Below are 16,195 nucleotides of genomic sequence, written 5' to 3'. Positions count from 1 at the left end.
GCGCTGCTGCTGGCCGCCCGAGAGTGTCGAGGGCCAGGCATCGGCCTTGTGGGCCATGCCGACTTTGGTCAAGAGCTCCATGGCGCGGTTGCGGGCCTTTTCCTTCGGCCATTTGAGCACGGTCACCAGGCTCTCCATGACGTTTTCGATCGCCGTCTGGTGCGGGAAGAGCTGGAAATTCTGGAACACCATGCCGGTCTGGCGGCGGATCTTCTGGATCGCCTGCCAGCTGGTCTTCTGGCCGGGCTTGAAGGTCAGGGTTTCCTCGCCGAGGCGGATGGTGCCCGCCGTCGGGATCTCCAGGAGGTTGATGCAGCGCAGGAGCGTGCTCTTGCCGCCGCCCGAGGGGCCGACGAGCGCTGTGACGCTGCCTTCGGGAATGCGGATGCTGATATCTTTCAGGATGACGGCGTCGCCGAAGCGTTTTTCGATGTTATCAAGCTCGATCATGCGTTTGACTCCAGCATGCCGCCATAGCGGGCGAAGCGGCGTTCCAGCCTGACCTGCAGGGCGGAGAGAACCGAGCTGAGGGCGAGATAGATGAGGGCCGCCTCGATATAGAGGATCAGCGGCTCATAGGTCGTGGCGACGATGCGCTGCGCCGCCTGGAAGAGTTCCGGCACGGTGATGGCGGCTGCGAGCGACGTATCCTTGACCAGCGAAATGAAAGTGTTCGACAGCGGCGGAACGGCAACGCGGCCGGCCTGTGGCAGGATGGTGCGGCTCATCGCCTGGCGCCAGCTCATGCCGATCGAATAGGCGGCCTCCCACTGGCCCTTGGGGACCGAGGAGATAACGGCGCGGATGATCTCGGAGCTGTAGGCGCCGATGTTGAGCGTGAAGCCGATGAGGGCGGCCGGGAAGGCGTCGAGCAGGATGCCGATGCTGGGCAGGCCGTAGAAGATCACGAAGAGCTGCACCAGAAGCGGCGTGCCACGGATCACCCAGACGTAGAAGCGGGCGATCGCGACGAAGGGAGCGGCGCCGAAGAGCCGGGCGATCGCGGTGATCAGGCCGAGCACGAGCCCGAAGGTGAAGGACAGCAATGTCAGCGGAATGGTGAAGACCAGCCCGGCCCACAACAGGGGCACGAGCGAATCCGCCATCAATTGAAGCCAGTGCGGCACGGGCGTTCCCTTTCGCGGGGTTATCGGTTCGACGTGGAATACCCCTCACCAACCCCTCCCCACAAGGGGGAGGGGCTAAGAGGCGGCACCGTGCGTGCAAAGTTAGTCTGAAAGCGCCCAATAAAAAGCCCCTCCGCCTTGCGGGGAGGGGTTGGGAGGAGATCTGCGTTGTGGTTCAGACTTACTTCGAGACGTCCTGGCCGAAATACTTGTCGGAGATCGTCTTGTAGGTGCCGTCAGCCTTGATATCGACGAGGGCCTTGTTGATCGCTTCCAGCAGTTCCGGCTCGCCCTTGCGGATGATGATGCCGGAGTGGTCGGCATTCTCTTCCTGTGCGGCGATCTTCACCGGGGCGTCGGGCTTGTGCTTCTTGAAGTCGAGGAAGGACAGGCTGTCGTTGATGGTAGCGTCGGCGCGCTTGGTGAGAACCAGCTGGATCGACTGGTCGAAGCCATCGGTGCCGACGAGTTCGGCGCCGGACTGCTCGGCGAGCTTGCCGAAGTTGCTGGTCAGCGACTGGGCCGACTTCTTGCCCTTGAGATCGGCGAAGGTCTTGATGCTGTCGTCGCCGTCGCGAACGATGAGCACGGCCTTGGAGGCGATGTAGGGCTCGGAGAAGTCATACTTCTGCTTGCGCGCATCGGTGATGCCGACCTGGTTGATGACGGTGTCGTAGCGCTTGGCGTCGATGCCGGCGATCAGGCCGTCCCACTTGCCTTCGACGAATTCGGCCTTGACGCCGAGCTTGGCGGCGACGGCTTCGCCGATTTCGACGTCGAAGCCAACAAGCTTGCCGCTGGCATCATGGAAGGTGAACGGGGCGTAGGTGCCTTCGGTGCCGATCTTCAGCACGCCTGCCTGCTTGATGGCGGCGAGGTTTTCACCGGCCAGTGCCGGCATCAGGGCGGCGGCCTGGATCAGTGCTGCGGTGGCGAGGGTCTTCAGGAGGTTCATGTGTCTGTCCAATTCACCAGTGTGTTCGATGGCTGAAAAATCGCAGAAAAGCCGATGCCGCGATGCGTCAAAAACTGCGAAGAAAATCGGCAATTGCGAATATTTTTCTCATTTATCACGGTTTTGGTGTTCAGTGTTTCACAATGTGAAGCGATGATTTGTTCGCTCCCGCTTGTTTGCACGTTTGTATCGGTTTATGCATGATTCAATCGATTTGAGATTGGTCAGGCTAAATCCGGCATGAACACGAACGAACTTCTGCTGCAGGAGCGCAAGAGCGTCATTTCGCGCAAGCTGCAGACGCATGGGCGCGTGCTGGCCGCCGAGCTCGCGGCGGAATTCGGCGTCTCCGAGGATACGGTGCGCCGCGACCTGCGCGAGATGGCGGCGGCTGGGCTCTGCGAGCGGGTCTATGGCGGCGCGCTGCCGGTTTCGCCTGCCGGCGGCAGCCTCAATCACCGTGCCGGCATCGCGCGCGACCGCAAACAGGCGCTGGCGGCGGCGGCCGTTTCGCAGATCGCAGCTGATATGACCGTGTTCTTCGATGCGGGCAGCACCAACCTGGCGATCGCCATGGCGCTGCCGATGGATCTGCCGCTGACGGCGGTGACCAATGCGCCGTCGATTGCCGCGGCGCTGATCGACAAGCCGCTCGTCAACGTCATCCTGATCGGCGGACTGATCGACCGGCAGGTGGGCGGCGCGCTGGGGGCGAAGGCGATGCGCGACATGGAGCCATTGTCGCCGGATCTCTGCATTCTCGGCGCCTGCGGCGTCGATATCGCGGCCGGCGTCACCGTCTTCGGTTTCGAGGATGCGGAGTTCAAGCGCTTCGTCGCGACCAAAAGCCGGCAGGTACTCGTCGCCGTCACCTCCGACAAGTTCGGCACGGCGGCGCCGCACGGCGTGCTCTCCGTCGCCGATTGCGGCTGCCTCGTGGTCGAGCATGACGCGGATCCTCAGATGCTGGCGCGCTACCGCGATCTTGGCTGCAAGACGCTGGTTGCCGGCGAAACCGAATAAATATCGTTCAATGATGCGCCGGACGAGGAGTGCCGGCGCCAGTGCATAATGGGAAGAGACATGGATAATCACGTCAACACAGCGCTTCCGGTCAGAAGCGGCTACGTCACCAAGAACAGGACGGCGGTGTCGCTGCTGTTTTTGATCAACGGCTTCACCGTTGGTTCCTGGGCGCCGAAGATCCCCGAATTCGCCGAACGGCTGGAGCTCAGCAAGTTCCACCTCGGGCTGATGATCCTGGTGCTCGGGATCGGCTCGCTGATGCTGATGCCGATTGCCGGCGCGCAGATCGCCCGGCATGGATCGCGGGTCGTGTTGCTTGCCATGGCGGTCTGCCTGCTGCCCGGCCTGCTGGCGCTGACGCTGGCGCCCAATATCGTGACGGCGGCAATCGCGATCTTCCTGTTCGGCGGCTTCATGGGGGCCATGGACGTTGCCATGAATGCCAATGCGGTTGCCGTCGAGCAATCGATGCGGCGGGCGATCATGTCGTCCTGCCATGCCTTCTGGAGCCTCGGCGGCTTGATCGGCGCCGGCCTCGGCGGGCTTCTGATCGCGCATTTCGGCGTGTTCGCACATGCCGTCGTCGCCACGGCTCTCGCGGCCATCACGCTTGCGGTTGCCTGGAACATGATCCTTGCCGACCAGCCGCATCCCGATACGAAGAAAGAGAAAACGCGTCTGCCGATGGTGCCGCTGCCCTGGCTGCTCGGTCTCGTCGCGCTGTTTTCGATGATGCCTGAAGGTGCGGTTCTCGATTGGGGCGCGCTTTATCTTCGCGAGGAACTCGGTGCTTCGGTTGCGCTCTCGGGCTTCGGCTTCGCGGCTTTCTCGCTGACGATGGCGGCGATGCGGTTTGCCGGCGACCTCGTTCGTGATCGCCTTGGCGGCGTCATGACGCTCAGGATCTGCACCCTGTTCGCCATCGCGGGCATGCTTCTCGCAGGTTTCGCGCCGAATGCGGAGATCGCCATCCTCGGCTTTGCCTTCTGCGGCATCGGCATCTCCAACATGGTGCCGATCGCTTTCTCGGCAGCGGGCAATATTCCGCATCTGAAGGCGGGTATCGGTATCTCCGTCGTCACCACCATGGGCTATTCCGGCATGCTGGTGGCACCTTCGGCCATCGGCTTCGTGGCCGAGCATGTCGGCTTCTCAGTCGTGTTCATGGCGCTGCCGGTGCTTCTCCTCGTCGTGCTGGCGCTTTCCAGTCTGGCGCGCTACGCCGACGGTATCTCCGGTGGCGGTCACTGACAGACGTCAAACAAAGTGATGGATGCCGCGGGTTGACAAGCGGGCGGTCATGATCCACCTGAAAGGCACGAAATTTAAGGGTTCAAGAGCTCTATCCATGTCTTCAGCTACGGATTTTGATCCGAAACCGCGCCGCGCATCCGTTGCTGTCGATGTCGGCGGCGTCATCGTCGGAGGCGGCGCGCCCGTCGTCGTCCAGTCGATGACCAATACCGATACGGCCGATATCGACGCGACCGTCGCTCAGGTGGCCGCGCTATACAAGGCCGGCTCCGAACTCGTGCGCATCACCGTCGATCGCGATGAAAGCGCTGCCGCCGTGCCGCGCATCCGCGACCGGCTGCTGCGTCTCGGCATGGATGTGCCGCTGGTGGGCGACTTCCATTATATCGGCCACAAGCTGCTTGCCGATCATCCCGATTGCGCCGAAGCGCTGGCGAAGTACCGGATCAATCCCGGGAATGTCGGCTTCAAGGACAAGAAGGACAAGCAGTTCGGCGACATCATCGAGATGGCGATCCGCTACGACAAGCCTGTGCGTATCGGCGTCAACTGGGGGTCGCTCGACCAGGAACTGCTGACCGCGCTGATGGACCAGAACTCGGCCGCCGGTTCGCCGCTGTCTGCACGCCAGGTTACCCGCGAGGCGATCGTGCAGTCGGCGCTGATCTCGGCCAATCTCGCCGAAGAGATCGGTCTGCCGCGCAACCGCATCATTCTGTCGGCCAAGGTCAGCCAGGTGCAGGACCTGATCGCCGTTTATTCCATGCTGTCGGAGCGTTCCGACCATGCGTTGCATCTCGGCCTCACCGAAGCCGGCATGGGCACCAAGGGCATCGTCGCGTCGTCGGCCGCCATGGGCTTTGTGCTGCAGCACGGGATCGGCGATACGATCCGCGTGTCGCTGACGCCGGAGCCGAATGGCGATCGTACGCGTGAAGTGCAGGTGGCGCAGGAGATCCTGCAGGTCATGGGCTTCCGCCAGTTCATTCCCGTCGTCGCGGCTTGTCCCGGCTGTGGCCGTACGACGTCGACGGTCTTCCAGGAGTTGGCACAGAACATTCAGAACGACTTGCGCAAGAACATGCCCGTGTGGCGCGACAAGTATCCGGGTGTCGAGGCGCTCAACGTCGCGGTCATGGGCTGCATCGTCAATGGCCCGGGTGAGAGCAAGCATGCCGATATCGGCATTTCGCTACCCGGAACCGGCGAAAGTCCGTCGGCGCCCGTCTATATCGACGGGCAGAAGGCGATGACGCTGCGCGGCCCGAATATCGCGTCGGATTTCGAGGCGCTGGTCGCCGATTACATCGAAAAGCGTTTCGGCCAGAACAGGACGGCTGCGGAGTAATCCGCGCCGCCGCTTTCCTTACCCAAAATCAGATCCGGCTGGTGAGCAGCTTCAGCCCTGCGAAGCAGTAGAAGGCCGCCATCGCGCCTTCGATCCAGCGACGCAGGCTTGAATAGATCCTCAACGCCTGCGGTGTCGAGAAGAGCACGGCATAGCCCATGAAGACGATGAAGCCCGTCGTCAGGCAGATGCCGACGATCAGCCCGGCAACGGATGCCGGCGCGCCCTGCGGCATGCCGAGCGCGATGATTGCCAGCCACGCGAAGATCGCTTTCGGATTGGTGACGTGAATGCCGTAGCCGCGCAGGAGCAATGCGCGCGTCGACATGTTCTTCGGCGTCGTGGCCTGCTGGATATCCGGGTTGGCGCGCACGGCCTTGAAGGCCTTGTAGGCGAGATAGAGCAGATAGAGGCCGCCGAAGATCTTCAGGATCTCGAGCGCAACCGCATAGGTGTTGAGGATCGTGGCAAGCCCGAGTGCGGCCGCGCAGGCCCAGGTGAAGGAGCCGGCGAAAATGCCGAGCGAGATCGTCATGCCGGCCTTGCGGCCATGCACCATGGATGTCGAGACGATCGCCATGATAGCCGGGCCGGGGCTGATGACGGCGACGATGTAGGCGATATAGGCCGGCAGGATCTGCGGAAGGTAGCTCAGGGTCTCGTGCATGGCGCTTCTCTTGGGAATGGCCGCGCATCGTTGCGGCCTTGCGCCAAGTTTTAGGCGCGGTCCTCGTCGGTCGGCAAGAGAGTAGAGCTTGAGCGGACGCCGGAATCTTGTCTCGGTGACGCTTTTTCAGCAATTGCTGATGCTTATCCGTCTCAGCTCTTGCGCTCGGCGATGAAGCGGGCGGCTTCGACGAGAACCTCGGCGCGCTCGCCATAGGGGGCCAGCAGCGCCTCGGCTTCCTTCACATGGGCAGAGAGCGTCGCCTCGGCCCATGCCATGCCGTGCAGGCCCACCAGCGTGCCCTTGCCGCGGCCGGCGTCCTTGCCGGTTGCCTTGCCCATGGTGGCGCTGTCGGCAGTCAGGTCGAGGATGTCGTCGGCCAGCTGGAAGGCGAGGCCGATGCGCTCTCCGAACCGGCGCAACGTCGCGCGGTCCTCGGCCGGGCTGCCGGCCACGATGGCGCCCGCCTCGCAGGCGAAACGGATGAGGGCGCCGGTCTTCATCGCCTGCAGCATGATGATGCCCTGTTCGTCCGGTGCCTGCTTCTCTGCTGCCAGATCGAGCGCCTGTCCGCCGGCCATGCCGCCGAGGCCGGAGGCCCGCGACAGCGCCAGGATCAGCGCGACCTTGCTCGCCTCGTCGATACCTGGCGTCGAGGCGATGATGTCGAAGGCGTAGGTGAGCAGGCTGTCGCCGGCGAGAATGGCGGTGGCCTCGTCATAGGCGATGTGCACGGTCGGCTTGCCGCGGCGCAGGTCGTCGTCGTCCATGGCGGGAAGGTCGTCGTGGACGAGCGAATAACAGTGAACGCATTCGAGTGCGGCGCCGATCCGCAAGGCGGCGTCGCGATTGCCGCCGAGCATCGTTGCCGTCTCGACGACAAGGAACGGGCGCAGCCGCTTGCCGCCGTTCAGCACCGCGTAATGCATGGCCGAGCGCAGGTTTTCCGGGCGGGCGATCTCGTCGTCCAAGACCGCTTGAGAAAGCAGCGCGTCGAGCACGCCTTCGATCTCACGGGCGTTGGCTGCGAGCCGGCTTTCGAATGTCTTCAGATGCGCGTTCATGCGGCGTTGTTTGGCACGGGCGGGCTTGGGCTTGCAACGGAATTGTCGACAGAGCGACCAAGATTTCCTTTGTGTCTGGCCATGCCAGTTTGCAAGCGGTATGGAGAACAGGGGAACGAGACTGGGTCAGGGGAATTGGACATCACGCCGGAGACAGACGACAGCATGGCCATGCCGATCCATCGGCGCGCCCTCGTTTGGCTAAAGGGTCGTTCGCTTATGATGCGTATAGTTCTGGCGATCGCCGCGCTGCTTGTTCTGCCCTATGCGCTGATCTTCCTCTACGTGTTGCCCTTCATTCATCCGGTCTCGACCTTGATGCTGCGCGATCTGGTTCTCTTGCGCGGCTACGACCGGCAATGGGTGTCGATCGACCAGATCTCGCCGGTTCTGGTGCAATCGGTGATGATGTCGGAAGACGGGCAATTCTGTTTCCATGGCGGCGTCGATTGGGGCGAGATGCGGATGCTGGTGACCGACACGCTGCGCGGTGAAGCGACGCGCGGCGGCAGCACCATTCCGATGCAGACGGCGAAGAATCTGTTCCTGTGGAACAGCCGCTCCTTCGTGCGCAAGGCGATGGAACTGCCGCTGGCGGTGACCGCCGATTTCGTCTGGTCGAAGCGGCGGCTGATGGAGATCTATCTCAACATTGCCGAATGGGGGCCGGGCATCTACGGCATCGAGGCGGCGGCGCGCTATCATTTCAAGGTGCCGGCGTCGAAGCTCACCAGCCGGCAGGCGGCCCTGCTTGCGGTGTCTCTGCCCAATCCGATCGACCGCAATGCCGGCAAGCCAGGTCGCGGCCTGCGCAGTCTCGCCGGCGTCATCGAGCGCCGGGCGCGCAATTCCGGCGAATACATCAGATGCATTTATGACTGACATCAGAAGATGTCGCTGGTGACCCCAGATGTCATCTGGCATGCGTGATCGCACGTATGAAGGATGCGCGCGGCCTGGCCGCGCCTCTTGCAAGGGAGAGATCTTTGGACCGGCTGACGCTCTATATCGGCAACAAGAACTATTCCTCCTGGTCGTTCCGCCCCTGGATCGCCATCACGGCTGCCGGCATTCCGTTCGAGGAGGTTCTGGTTCCCTTCGACAACGCGGCCGGCAATCCGCATTTCCGGGCGTTTTCGCCGACCGGGCAGGTGCCGGTGCTGCAGCATGGCGCTACCCGTGTGTGGCAGTCGCTCGCCATCATCGAATATGTCGCCGAGCTTTATCCCGAAGCCGGACTGTGGCCGAAGGCGCGCGACAAGCGGGCCGTGGCGCGCGCCGTGTCGATGGAGATGCTCTCGGGCTTCAGGGCGCTGCGCAACGCCTGTCCGATGAACATGCGCCGCCCGAAGGGCCGGATTGCGCTTGCCGACGGCGTCATGGCCGATGTGGCGCGCATCGAGACGATCTGGCGGGATCTGCGCGCCCATTCCGGCGGCCCCTTCCTGTTTGGTGAATTCTCCGGCGCCGATGCGATGTTCGCGCCCGTCGTCAATCGCTTCGAGACCTACGATCTGGTGGCGTCGGGCGATACGTTGAGCTATATGGCGGCGATGAAGGCCGTTCCGGCCTGGAAGGCCTGGGAGGATGCGGCGCGCGCGGAGCCCTGGATCGTCGAGGAAGACGAGGTCTGAACAGAGATTCAAGTGAATCTCAAAAAATAAAGCTGGGGACTGGTCAAGCCCCTCCAAGGCATGTATAAGCGCGCAAAATTTCCGAAATCGCGATATGTCGTTTCGGCCGCCAGTCTGGCCGTTGGATGTGTTCGCCTGTGAAGTGGAGTAAGAAAAATGGCTGTACCTAAGAGAAAAACAAGCCCGTCCAAGCGCGGTATGCGCCGCTCTGCTGACGCGCTGAAGGCCCCGACCTACGTTGAAGACAAGAACTCCGGCGAACTGCGTCGCCCGCACCATATCGATCTGAAGACCGGTATGTACCGCGGCCGTCAGGTTCTGACGCCGAAGGAAAGCGCATAATTTCATTATGCGTTCTGCTTCAGCAGAATTCGCAAGGCCGGCCGTGTGCCGGCCTTTTGCGTTTTGGCAATAATATATCGCATGATCACTTGAAGTGACGCGGTGATTTACGGCACTATTCTTTCACCGAGGGAGAATACCGCCACATGTTCACTGCAATTCCGCTGATGGTCGTGCCTTTCATTCTCTATAATCTTGCGATGGTCGGGTTCATGGGCAGCGGCGGACTTCCCGCGCTCCACAATGACCTCATCGTACTGTCGATGATCTCAGGGGCGATCTGGAGCATGTCGCTCGGCGACCTGTTCATCGTCGTGGCGCTCGTCGTGTTGTTCTTCGAGATCTTGCGCGCAACCCGCAACGCGCGCGGCAGCCTGGCCAACCACATGCTGTCCATGCTTGTATTCATCGCGTTTCTGGTGGAGTTCCTGCTTGTTCCCGATGCGGCGACGCAGGTGTTCTTCATTCTTCTGACGATCGCGCTGATCGATGTCGTCGGCGGCTTCGCGGTATCGATCCGCAGCGCCGGGCGGGATGTCTCTATCGGGCTTTGAGTTTCGGCATCTCCCCAAACCATGGCCAGAGGAGATGCGAAGCGATCGGGGTCTGGTATCAGAGACTGTCGAGCTTGCTCTGAAGCGCGCGCAACTGTTCCTTCAGTTCGTCGATGTCCTTGGCTTCGGCCTTGCGGCTTTCCTTGGCGGCCGTTGCCGGCGCCTTGAAGGGCGAGAACATCTGCATGGCCTGCTGGAACATCTCGGTGTTGCGGCGGACCTGGTCTTCGACCATCTGCATGGGCAGCTGCAGGTTCTTCGTCAGCGGCGTCTCACCGAAGGCGCGCGTTACCTGCTCGCGCATCTGCGTCTGCTGCTCGGTAAAGGCGCGCATGGAGTGTTCCAGGAAGCTCGGAACCACCATCTGCATCTGGTCGCCATAATAGGTGATCAGCTGGCGCAGGAAGGAAATGGGTAGCAGCGTGTTGCCGGTCTTCGATTCCTGCTCGAAGATGATCTGCGTCAACACGGAATGCGTGATGTCGTCGCCGCTCTTGGCGTCCTGTACGGTGAAGTCCTCTCCCTTCTTCACCATCTCCGCCAGGTCTTCCAGCGTCACGTATGTGCTGGTGCCGGTGTTATACAGTCGGCGATTGGCGTATTTCTTGATCGCTACCTGGCCCTCATTCTTCGCCATATGAATCTCCCAAAGCCCGTCTTATTGTCATTGAAATTCCTCCACTTGGGAGTGTAGACGCAAAATCGGGCCGGTGACAATCTCTTTGTGCGATGCGGCAAGCCCCTTTTAGTGCAAGACAATTCACGCAGCGTAAGTTCTTTCGAAAATTCGCATGTGCTGTCTTGTCGTTTGACTTGGCGATGAAGCTTTGTCAGTTTCAACCTATATGTGGTGGAGCAAACGAGGAGACCTTCATGTCCAGTCCGTCTATCGTCATCGCCAGCGCCGGCCGTACGGCTGTCGGCTCTTTCAACGGCGCTTTCGCCACAGTCGCCGCCCATGAAATGGGTGCCGCGGCCGTCAAGGGCGCGCTCGATAGGGCGGGCGTCGATGCCTCCGAAGTCGACGAAGTCATCCTCGGGCAGGTGCTGCCGGCAGGCGAAGGGCAGAACCCGGCGCGCCAGGCGGCAATGAAGGCCGGCGTTCCCAAGGAAGCGACCGCCTGGGGCATCAACCAGCTCTGCGGTTCCGGCCTGCGCGCCGTCGCGCTCGGCATGCAGCAGATCGCGCTCGGCGATGCGAAGATCATCGTCGCCGGCGGCCAGGAATCGATGTCGATGGCGCCGCATGCAGCGCACCTGCGCGCCGGCACCAAGATGGGCGACATGAAGATGGTCGATACCATGATCAAGGACGGCCTGACGGATGCCTTCTACGGCTACCACATGGGCGTGACCGCCGAAAACATCGCCCGCCAATGGCAGCTGACGCGTGAGGAGCAGGACATGTTCGCCGTCGCCTCGCAGAACAAGGCCGAGGCTGCGCAGAAGGCCGGGCGTTTTAGCGACGAGATCATTCCCTTCGTCATCCAGGGGCGCAAGGGCGACGTCACGGTCGATGCGGACGAATATATCCGCCATGGCGCCACCATGGAGGCGATGGCGAAGCTTCGCCCGGCGTTCGACAAGGAAGGCACGGTCACGGCCGCCAATGCATCTGGCCTCAACGATGGTGCGGCCGCTGCCGTGTTGATGACCGAACAGGAAGCATCGCGTCGCGGCATCCAGCCGCTGGCGCGTATCGTCTCCTGGGCGACCGCCGGCGTCGATCCGCAGATCATGGGCACCGGGCCGATCCCGGCTTCGCGCAAGGCGCTGGAGAAGGCCGGTTGGTCGATCAACGATCTCGACCTCGTCGAGGCCAACGAGGCCTTCGCGGCGCAGGCCTGCGCGGTCAACAAGGACCTCGGCTGGAGCCCCGAGATCGTCAACGTCAATGGCGGGGCGATTGCCATCGGCCACCCGATCGGCGCGTCCGGCGCGCGTGTGCTCAACACGCTTCTGTTCGAGATGAAGCGCCGCGGCGCCAAGAAGGGACTTGCGACATTGTGCATCGGCGGCGGAATGGGCGTCGCCATGTGCTTCGAAGCATTCTAATAGCCTGCTTTACATCATGTCTTAGTTGAGCTCCGGGGAAAGCGGAGCCTTACATTTGGGGAGCGGAACATGAGCAGAGTCGCTGTTGTCACCGGCGGTACGCGCGGTATTGGCGCCGCCATTTCACTGGCCTTGAAGAGTGCAGGCTATGGGGTTGCGGCCAATTACGCCGGCAACGATGAGGCCGCGCAGGCGTTTCACGCGGATACCGGCATTCCCGTTTTCAAGTGGGACGTGTCTAGCTACGAAGCCTGTGCCGAAGGCCTGGCGCGGATCGAGGCCGAGCTCGGCCCGATCGAGGTGCTCATCAACAATGCCGGCATCACGCGCGACGCGATGTTCCACAAGATGACGCCGCAGCAATGGCACGAGGTGATCAACACCAATCTGACCGGCCTCTTCAACATGACGCATCAGGTCTGGGCCGGCATGCGCGAGCGCAGCTTCGGGCGTATCGTCAACATCTCGTCGATCAATGGTCAGAAGGGCCAGATGGGGCAGGCGAACTATTCGGCGGCAAAGGCCGGCGATCTTGGCTTCACTAAGGCGCTTGCCCAGGAAGGGGCGGCGAAGAACATCACCGTCAACGCCATCTGCCCCGGCTATATCGGCACCGAGATGGTGCTCGCGGTTCCTGAGAAGGTGCTCAACGAGCGCATCATTCCGCAGATCCCGGTCGGGCGTCTTGGAACACCCGACGAGATCGCGCGCTGCGTGGTGTTCCTGGTTTCGGATGATGCCGGCTTTATCACCGGCTCGACGCTCAGCGCCAATGGCGGGCAGTTGTTCGTCTAAAGCGCGAAGCGCTTTAGCGAGGCATGCTTAGCGGATCGAGGCGGTATGTTCAGTATCGCTGACGGTCGTCTGGTGGGACGGCTTATGCGGGGTCTTGCTCGTGTCATATGGATTGAGCGAGGCCGCATAAGTGGCGAGCGCAATCGTCAAGATTGCCGCAGCGCCGATGATCTTCGTCATTGTCTATCCCTCCCAAGCCGGTCGAGGCATTCCTGATCCCGACCGGTGTCGATATTGGGGCGAATTCGAGGAATTATTCGGTCATTCAACCGTTGGGATGGTGCCGGTCGCGGACCTTCACAGGCACGCGGACGCGCACCTGGTTTTCAGTGCGGAGCGCCATTGCTGCCGTTGCCAGAAATGCCGCCGCGATCAGGATGGCGGTTGCCGAATTCAGGATGATCTGGGCCATGATTTTGTCCTCTCACAGGGGCGGCGCATCTGCGTGCCGCCGTTTCGTGAGGGGAATATGAGCCTGCCGGACTTTATCGAATAGACCAGGCTTTGGCGACCGATTGTCAACACAGAATTGACAATCGGCATTCTGCGGTCACGCAGGCTCGCCGCTGATCCAGGTCTGGTTGACCTTGATGCCGTCGCTCATGTGCACGAGATCGGCGCGCAGGCCGGGCACGAGGCGACCACGGTCATCGAGCTCCAGGAAGAGGGCCGGATAAAGCGTTGCCATGCGCAGCGCTTCTGAGAGCGAGAGGTCGAGATAGGTGAGGCCATAGCGGATCGCCGAGGCCATATCCACGTCGGAGCCAGCAAGCGTGCCGTCGGAGAGAACCAGTCTCGAGCAGAAGGCGCCGGTCTCGCGCCGCACCGTGCGGCCGTTCAGCGTGAAGCTGTTCTCTGAGGAACCCACCAGCGACATGGCGTCGGTCACGAAGAACAGCTTGCCCTCGCCGCGCTTGGCTCGAAGCGCCGTGCGCAGCGCCTTGGGGTCGACGTGGTGGCCATCGGCGATGATACCGCACCAGACGGCCGGATGATCGATTGCCGCGCCCACAAGCCCGGGCGTGCGATGGCCGAGCTGGCTCATGGCGTTGAAGAGATGCGTCACGCCACGGGCGCCGGCGTCGAAGCGCGCCTCGGCGGCTTCGCTCGTGCAATCGGAATGGCCGATGCTGACGGTGACGCCGGCCTCGCTCAGTTCCTGCACCTGTCGTGCCGTGACCTGCTCGGCCGCCATCGTCACCAGCAGCGTACCGATCGCCTCGGCGGCGGCAGAAAGCGCCTTGACGTCGCGGTCGTCAACCGGACGCATCAGTTCGGCCAGATGCGCGCCCTTGCGGGCAGGTGCGAGATGCGGACCTTCCAGATGGAGTCCGGCCACGCCGCGGTTCGCCTTGACGGCTTCTTTCGCGGCGTCGATGGCGGCGGCTGTGGCTTCACCGGTATCGGTAATCAGCGTCGGCAGCAGCGACGTCGTGCCATAGGGGCGATGTCCCTCTGCGATCCGGTACATTGAGGCGGGCGACGGTTCGTCGTTGAGCATCCGGCCGGCGCCGCCATTCACCTGGGCGTCGATGAAGCCGGGAGCGAGGATGCCACCGCCGAGCGTGATCGTCTCGCCATCCGGCAGGTCGTTCAGACCGGCGATCGTCTCGATGCGGCCGTCGGCGACGACAAGCGCCTTGTCGTCGTGAAAGCGTTCGCCGTCGAAGATGCGGGCGCCGGTGAAGATCTTGCGCGACATCAGACCGTCTCCGTCACCTTCAGGAGGTTCGCCGGCTTGTCGGGGTCGAAGCCCTTGCGGCGCGTGACCGCCTCGATCATGCGGTAGTAGACGAGCAGCGAGACCAGCGGATCCAGGAGGCCGTTGCCTGTCGTGGGGACGCGCAGGTTGATACCCGGGAGTTCCTTGGTCGAGAAGGGCACCGTGGTGGCGCCGAGCTTGCTCAGGCGCTCCAGCGCCTTGACGTTGTTGGCGTAGGCGGCGTCATCGGGCGTGAAGGCAAGGATCGGGAAGCCCGGTTGCACCAGGCGCATCGGGCCGTGCATGAGCTCGGCAAGCGAGAAGGCCTCGGCATGCAGGCCGGAGGTCTCCTTGGCCTTCAGCGCCGCCTCGAGCGCGATGGCGAAGGCCGGGCCACGGCCGCCGGTGTAGAGCGAGGTGGCGTTGAAGAGCACGTCCTCGGCGGCAGCCGTATCGATGCCCGATGTGGCGCTCAGCGCTTCGGGAAGCTTTTCAAGTGCTGCCTGCAGGTCGCCACTGGCGCCGATTGCCGCCGTGACGCCCGACAGGGCCGCCACCGAGGCGATGAAGGACTTGGTCGCTGCGACGCTCTTTTCGGCGCCGGCGTTGAGGTCGAGCACGAGGTCGGCCTGCTTGGCGAGCGGGCTGTCGGTGACGTTGACGACGGCGATGGTCGTCGCGCCGCCGCGCTTGGCTGCTTCCTGAAGCGCCACGATATCGGGGCTCGCGCCCGACTGCGAAACGGTGAAGTGAATGCCGCCCTTGAGGCGCAGTGGCGTGCCGTATACCGACGCGATCGATGGGCCGACCGAGGCTACCGGAATGCCGCAGGTGATCTCGAAGAGGTATTTGAAGAAGGTGGCGGCGTGGTCGGACGAGCCGCGCGCGGCGGTGGTGACGACGCTTGGCGCATTCTTGGAAAAGAGCTTGGCGATCTCGTCAAAAACAGGCTTTTCCTTGCGCAGCAGCGTCGCGACCACCTCGGGGGACTGGCCGGCTTCCTGCAACATCAGCGACTGGATTTCACTCATAGCTCGTCTCCAATTCTCAATTCTGCAACAAAATCATATGCATCGCCACGATAGTGCGAGCGGGTGTATTCAACGACGCGCTGGTCTTCCAGGCGCGATACGCGTTCGATCAGAAGAGCGGGGGCGCCAGCCGCAACGTCGAGCGCTGCGGCGGAGGTCGCGTCGAGCGTTACGGCGGAGAGCTTCTGCAGCGCGCGCACCGGGCGATGGCCGCTTGCCGTCAGCGCGTCGTAGAGCGAGCCTTCGCCGCCGGCGGTGTCGTCAAGAAACTTCACAGGGACCACGGAGCGATCGATCGCCAGCGGCAGCCCGTCGGCTAGGCGCAGACGATCAAGGCGCAACACGCGCTCGTCGACGCCGAGGCCCAGCAGGAAGGCTTCCTCCGGCGAGGGCTTGTTGATGGTGCGCGACAGAATCCTTGCCGCCGGCACACGGCCACGCGAGCGCATGTCTTCGGAGAAGGATGAAAGTCGCCAGAGCGACTGCTCCATGCGCTCGACCTTGGCGGAAACGAAAGTGCCGCTTCCATGGCGCGATTCCAGCGTGCCTGAATTCAGGAGATCACGATAGGCGGTGCGCACCGTGACGCGACCAATCTTCAGGGCTTCGGCCAGATCGCGCTCGCTTGGAAGTGCTGCCCA

The 16,195-nt window shown here is 62.6% G+C and carries 20 protein-coding genes; 9 read left to right on the top strand and 11 right to left on the bottom strand.

Going from position 1 to position 16,195, the window contains the following annotated elements; all coding sequences use genetic code 11:
* The 3 genes from B3605_RS24295 to B3605_RS24285 form a co-directional block, all read right to left on the bottom strand.
* Positions 1 to 450 (bottom strand): amino acid ABC transporter ATP-binding protein (locus B3605_RS24295; protein WP_296436763.1); only part of this gene is annotated, 450 nt, incomplete at its 3' end.
* Positions 447 to 1,127, bottom strand: coding sequence for an amino acid ABC transporter permease (locus B3605_RS24290; RefSeq protein ID WP_112942693.1), 681 nt, complete (start codon positions 1,125 to 1,127; stop codon positions 447 to 449). The genes B3605_RS24290 and B3605_RS24295, both read right to left, overlap by 4 nt.
* Positions 1,128 to 1,308: 181 nt before the next feature.
* The gene (locus B3605_RS24285) at positions 1,309 to 2,082 is read right to left on the bottom strand and encodes an amino acid ABC transporter substrate-binding protein (protein ID WP_047508997.1); all 774 of its coding nucleotides are present in this window, start codon (positions 2,080 to 2,082) and stop codon (positions 1,309 to 1,311) included.
* Between the two features lie 240 nt (positions 2,083 to 2,322).
* On the opposite strand from B3605_RS24285, the gene B3605_RS24280 reads away from it, so the two are divergent.
* From B3605_RS24280 to ispG, 3 genes are all read left to right on the top strand, one after another.
* Entirely contained in the window at positions 2,323 to 3,105 is a 783-nt protein-coding gene (locus B3605_RS24280) for a DeoR/GlpR family DNA-binding transcription regulator (RefSeq protein WP_112942692.1), read from the top strand.
* A 60-nt stretch (positions 3,106 to 3,165) separates the two neighbouring features.
* On the top strand, positions 3,166 to 4,359 hold the full coding sequence (locus B3605_RS24275) for an MFS transporter (RefSeq protein ID WP_112972863.1): 1,194 nt from the start codon (positions 3,166 to 3,168) through the stop codon (positions 4,357 to 4,359).
* Between the two features lie 97 nt (positions 4,360 to 4,456).
* The gene (gene ispG, locus B3605_RS24270; protein WP_047508990.1) at positions 4,457 to 5,710 is read left to right on the top strand and encodes a flavodoxin-dependent (E)-4-hydroxy-3-methylbut-2-enyl-diphosphate synthase; all 1,254 of its coding nucleotides are present in this window, start codon (positions 4,457 to 4,459) and stop codon (positions 5,708 to 5,710) included.
* Positions 5,711 to 5,738: 28 nt separating this feature from the next.
* Here the strand turns inward: ispG and B3605_RS24265 are convergent, their stop codons facing one another.
* Complete coding sequence (locus tag B3605_RS24265; RefSeq protein ID WP_056811303.1) at positions 5,739 to 6,377, bottom strand: LysE family translocator; 639 nt, start codon at positions 6,375 to 6,377, stop codon at positions 5,739 to 5,741.
* Between the two features lie 152 nt (positions 6,378 to 6,529).
* Entirely contained in the window at positions 6,530 to 7,441 is a 912-nt protein-coding gene (locus tag B3605_RS24260) for a polyprenyl synthetase family protein (protein ID WP_112942690.1), read from the bottom strand.
* A 135-nt stretch (positions 7,442 to 7,576) separates the two neighbouring features.
* Between B3605_RS24260 and mtgA the strand changes: the two genes are divergently transcribed.
* The 4 genes from mtgA (at position 7,577) to B3605_RS24240 (ending at position 9,971) form a co-directional block, all read left to right on the top strand.
* Positions 7,577 to 8,323, top strand: coding sequence for a monofunctional biosynthetic peptidoglycan transglycosylase (gene mtgA, locus B3605_RS24255; RefSeq protein WP_183795299.1), 747 nt, complete (start codon positions 7,577 to 7,579; stop codon positions 8,321 to 8,323).
* A gap of 104 nt (positions 8,324 to 8,427) precedes the next feature.
* Positions 8,428 to 9,075 (top strand): glutathione S-transferase family protein, encoded by a 648-nt coding sequence (locus tag B3605_RS24250; protein ID WP_112942689.1) that lies wholly within the window; start codon positions 8,428 to 8,430, stop codon positions 9,073 to 9,075.
* 156 nt (positions 9,076 to 9,231) lie between these two features.
* Complete coding sequence (rpmF, locus tag B3605_RS24245) at positions 9,232 to 9,417, top strand: 50S ribosomal protein L32 (protein ID WP_003543812.1); 186 nt, start codon at positions 9,232 to 9,234, stop codon at positions 9,415 to 9,417.
* Between the two features lie 146 nt (positions 9,418 to 9,563).
* The gene (locus tag B3605_RS24240) at positions 9,564 to 9,971 is read left to right on the top strand and encodes a hypothetical protein (protein ID WP_047508975.1); all 408 of its coding nucleotides are present in this window, start codon (positions 9,564 to 9,566) and stop codon (positions 9,969 to 9,971) included.
* Between the two features lie 58 nt (positions 9,972 to 10,029).
* Here the strand turns inward: B3605_RS24240 and phaR are convergent, their stop codons facing one another.
* Positions 10,030 to 10,608 (bottom strand): polyhydroxyalkanoate synthesis repressor PhaR, encoded by a 579-nt coding sequence (phaR, locus tag B3605_RS24235; RefSeq protein ID WP_018901844.1) that lies wholly within the window; start codon positions 10,606 to 10,608, stop codon positions 10,030 to 10,032.
* Positions 10,609 to 10,844: 236 nt separating this feature from the next.
* Here phaR and B3605_RS24230 point away from each other — a divergent pair, with 236 nt between their 5' ends.
* Complete coding sequence (locus B3605_RS24230) at positions 10,845 to 12,026, top strand: acetyl-CoA C-acetyltransferase (protein ID WP_296436531.1); 1,182 nt, start codon at positions 10,845 to 10,847, stop codon at positions 12,024 to 12,026.
* Positions 12,027 to 12,095: 69 nt separating this feature from the next.
* Positions 12,096 to 12,821, top strand: a complete 726-nt coding sequence (locus tag B3605_RS24225; RefSeq protein WP_112942687.1) for a beta-ketoacyl-ACP reductase — start codon at positions 12,096 to 12,098, stop codon at positions 12,819 to 12,821.
* A 27-nt stretch (positions 12,822 to 12,848) separates the two neighbouring features.
* On the opposite strand, the gene B3605_RS24220 is transcribed toward B3605_RS24225, so the two are convergent.
* The 5 genes from B3605_RS24220 to B3605_RS24200 form a co-directional block, all read right to left on the bottom strand.
* Entirely contained in the window at positions 12,849 to 13,001 is a 153-nt protein-coding gene (locus tag B3605_RS24220; RefSeq protein ID WP_018901847.1) for a hypothetical protein, read from the bottom strand.
* Positions 13,002 to 13,086: 85 nt separating this feature from the next.
* Complete coding sequence (locus tag B3605_RS24215) at positions 13,087 to 13,233, bottom strand: hypothetical protein (protein WP_018901848.1); 147 nt, start codon at positions 13,231 to 13,233, stop codon at positions 13,087 to 13,089.
* Positions 13,234 to 13,371: 138 nt separating this feature from the next.
* Entirely contained in the window at positions 13,372 to 14,523 is a 1,152-nt protein-coding gene (nagA, locus tag B3605_RS24210) for an N-acetylglucosamine-6-phosphate deacetylase (protein ID WP_112942686.1), read from the bottom strand.
* Positions 14,523 to 15,554, bottom strand: coding sequence for an SIS domain-containing protein (locus B3605_RS24205; RefSeq protein ID WP_112942685.1), 1,032 nt, complete (start codon positions 15,552 to 15,554; stop codon positions 14,523 to 14,525). Before B3605_RS24205 ends, nagA begins: the two co-directional genes overlap by 1 nt.
* The coding region (locus B3605_RS24200; RefSeq protein ID WP_296436529.1) for a GntR family transcriptional regulator at positions 15,551 to 16,195 on the bottom strand (645 nt) is incomplete at its 5' end. The genes B3605_RS24200 and B3605_RS24205, both read right to left, overlap by 4 nt.

Source organism: Rhizobium sp. UBA1881 (assembly GCF_002338015.1).
Classification (GTDB): Bacteria; Pseudomonadota; Alphaproteobacteria; order Rhizobiales; family Rhizobiaceae; genus Rhizobium.
This window is presented reverse-complemented; position numbering and strand designations above follow the sequence as displayed.

Coding starts and splice junctions, on each gene's coding strand:
- B3605_RS24285 (WP_047508997.1), bottom strand. CDS start 2,082: ATGAACCTCCTGAAGACCCTCGCCACCGCAGCACTGATCCAGGCCGCC.
- B3605_RS24280 (WP_112942692.1), top strand. CDS start 2,323: ATGAACACGAACGAACTTCTGCTGCAGGAGCGCAAGAGCGTCATTTCG.
- B3605_RS24275 (WP_112972863.1), top strand. CDS start 3,166: ATGGATAATCACGTCAACACAGCGCTTCCGGTCAGAAGCGGCTACGTC.
- ispG (WP_047508990.1), top strand. CDS start 4,457: ATGTCTTCAGCTACGGATTTTGATCCGAAACCGCGCCGCGCATCCGTT.
- B3605_RS24265 (WP_056811303.1), bottom strand. CDS start 6,377: ATGCACGAGACCCTGAGCTACCTTCCGCAGATCCTGCCGGCCTATATC.
- B3605_RS24260 (WP_112942690.1), bottom strand. CDS start 7,441: ATGAACGCGCATCTGAAGACATTCGAAAGCCGGCTCGCAGCCAACGCC.
- rpmF (WP_003543812.1), top strand. CDS start 9,232: ATGGCTGTACCTAAGAGAAAAACAAGCCCGTCCAAGCGCGGTATGCGC.
- B3605_RS24240 (WP_047508975.1), top strand. CDS start 9,564: ATGTTCACTGCAATTCCGCTGATGGTCGTGCCTTTCATTCTCTATAAT.
- phaR (WP_018901844.1), bottom strand. CDS start 10,608: ATGGCGAAGAATGAGGGCCAGGTAGCGATCAAGAAATACGCCAATCGC.
- B3605_RS24230 (WP_296436531.1), top strand. CDS start 10,845: ATGTCCAGTCCGTCTATCGTCATCGCCAGCGCCGGCCGTACGGCTGTC.
- B3605_RS24225 (WP_112942687.1), top strand. CDS start 12,096: ATGAGCAGAGTCGCTGTTGTCACCGGCGGTACGCGCGGTATTGGCGCC.
- B3605_RS24220 (WP_018901847.1), bottom strand. CDS start 13,001: ATGACGAAGATCATCGGCGCTGCGGCAATCTTGACGATTGCGCTCGCC.
- B3605_RS24215 (WP_018901848.1), bottom strand. CDS start 13,233: ATGGCCCAGATCATCCTGAATTCGGCAACCGCCATCCTGATCGCGGCG.
- nagA (WP_112942686.1), bottom strand. CDS start 14,523: ATGTCGCGCAAGATCTTCACCGGCGCCCGCATCTTCGACGGCGAACGC.
- B3605_RS24205 (WP_112942685.1), bottom strand. CDS start 15,554: ATGAGTGAAATCCAGTCGCTGATGTTGCAGGAAGCCGGCCAGTCCCCC.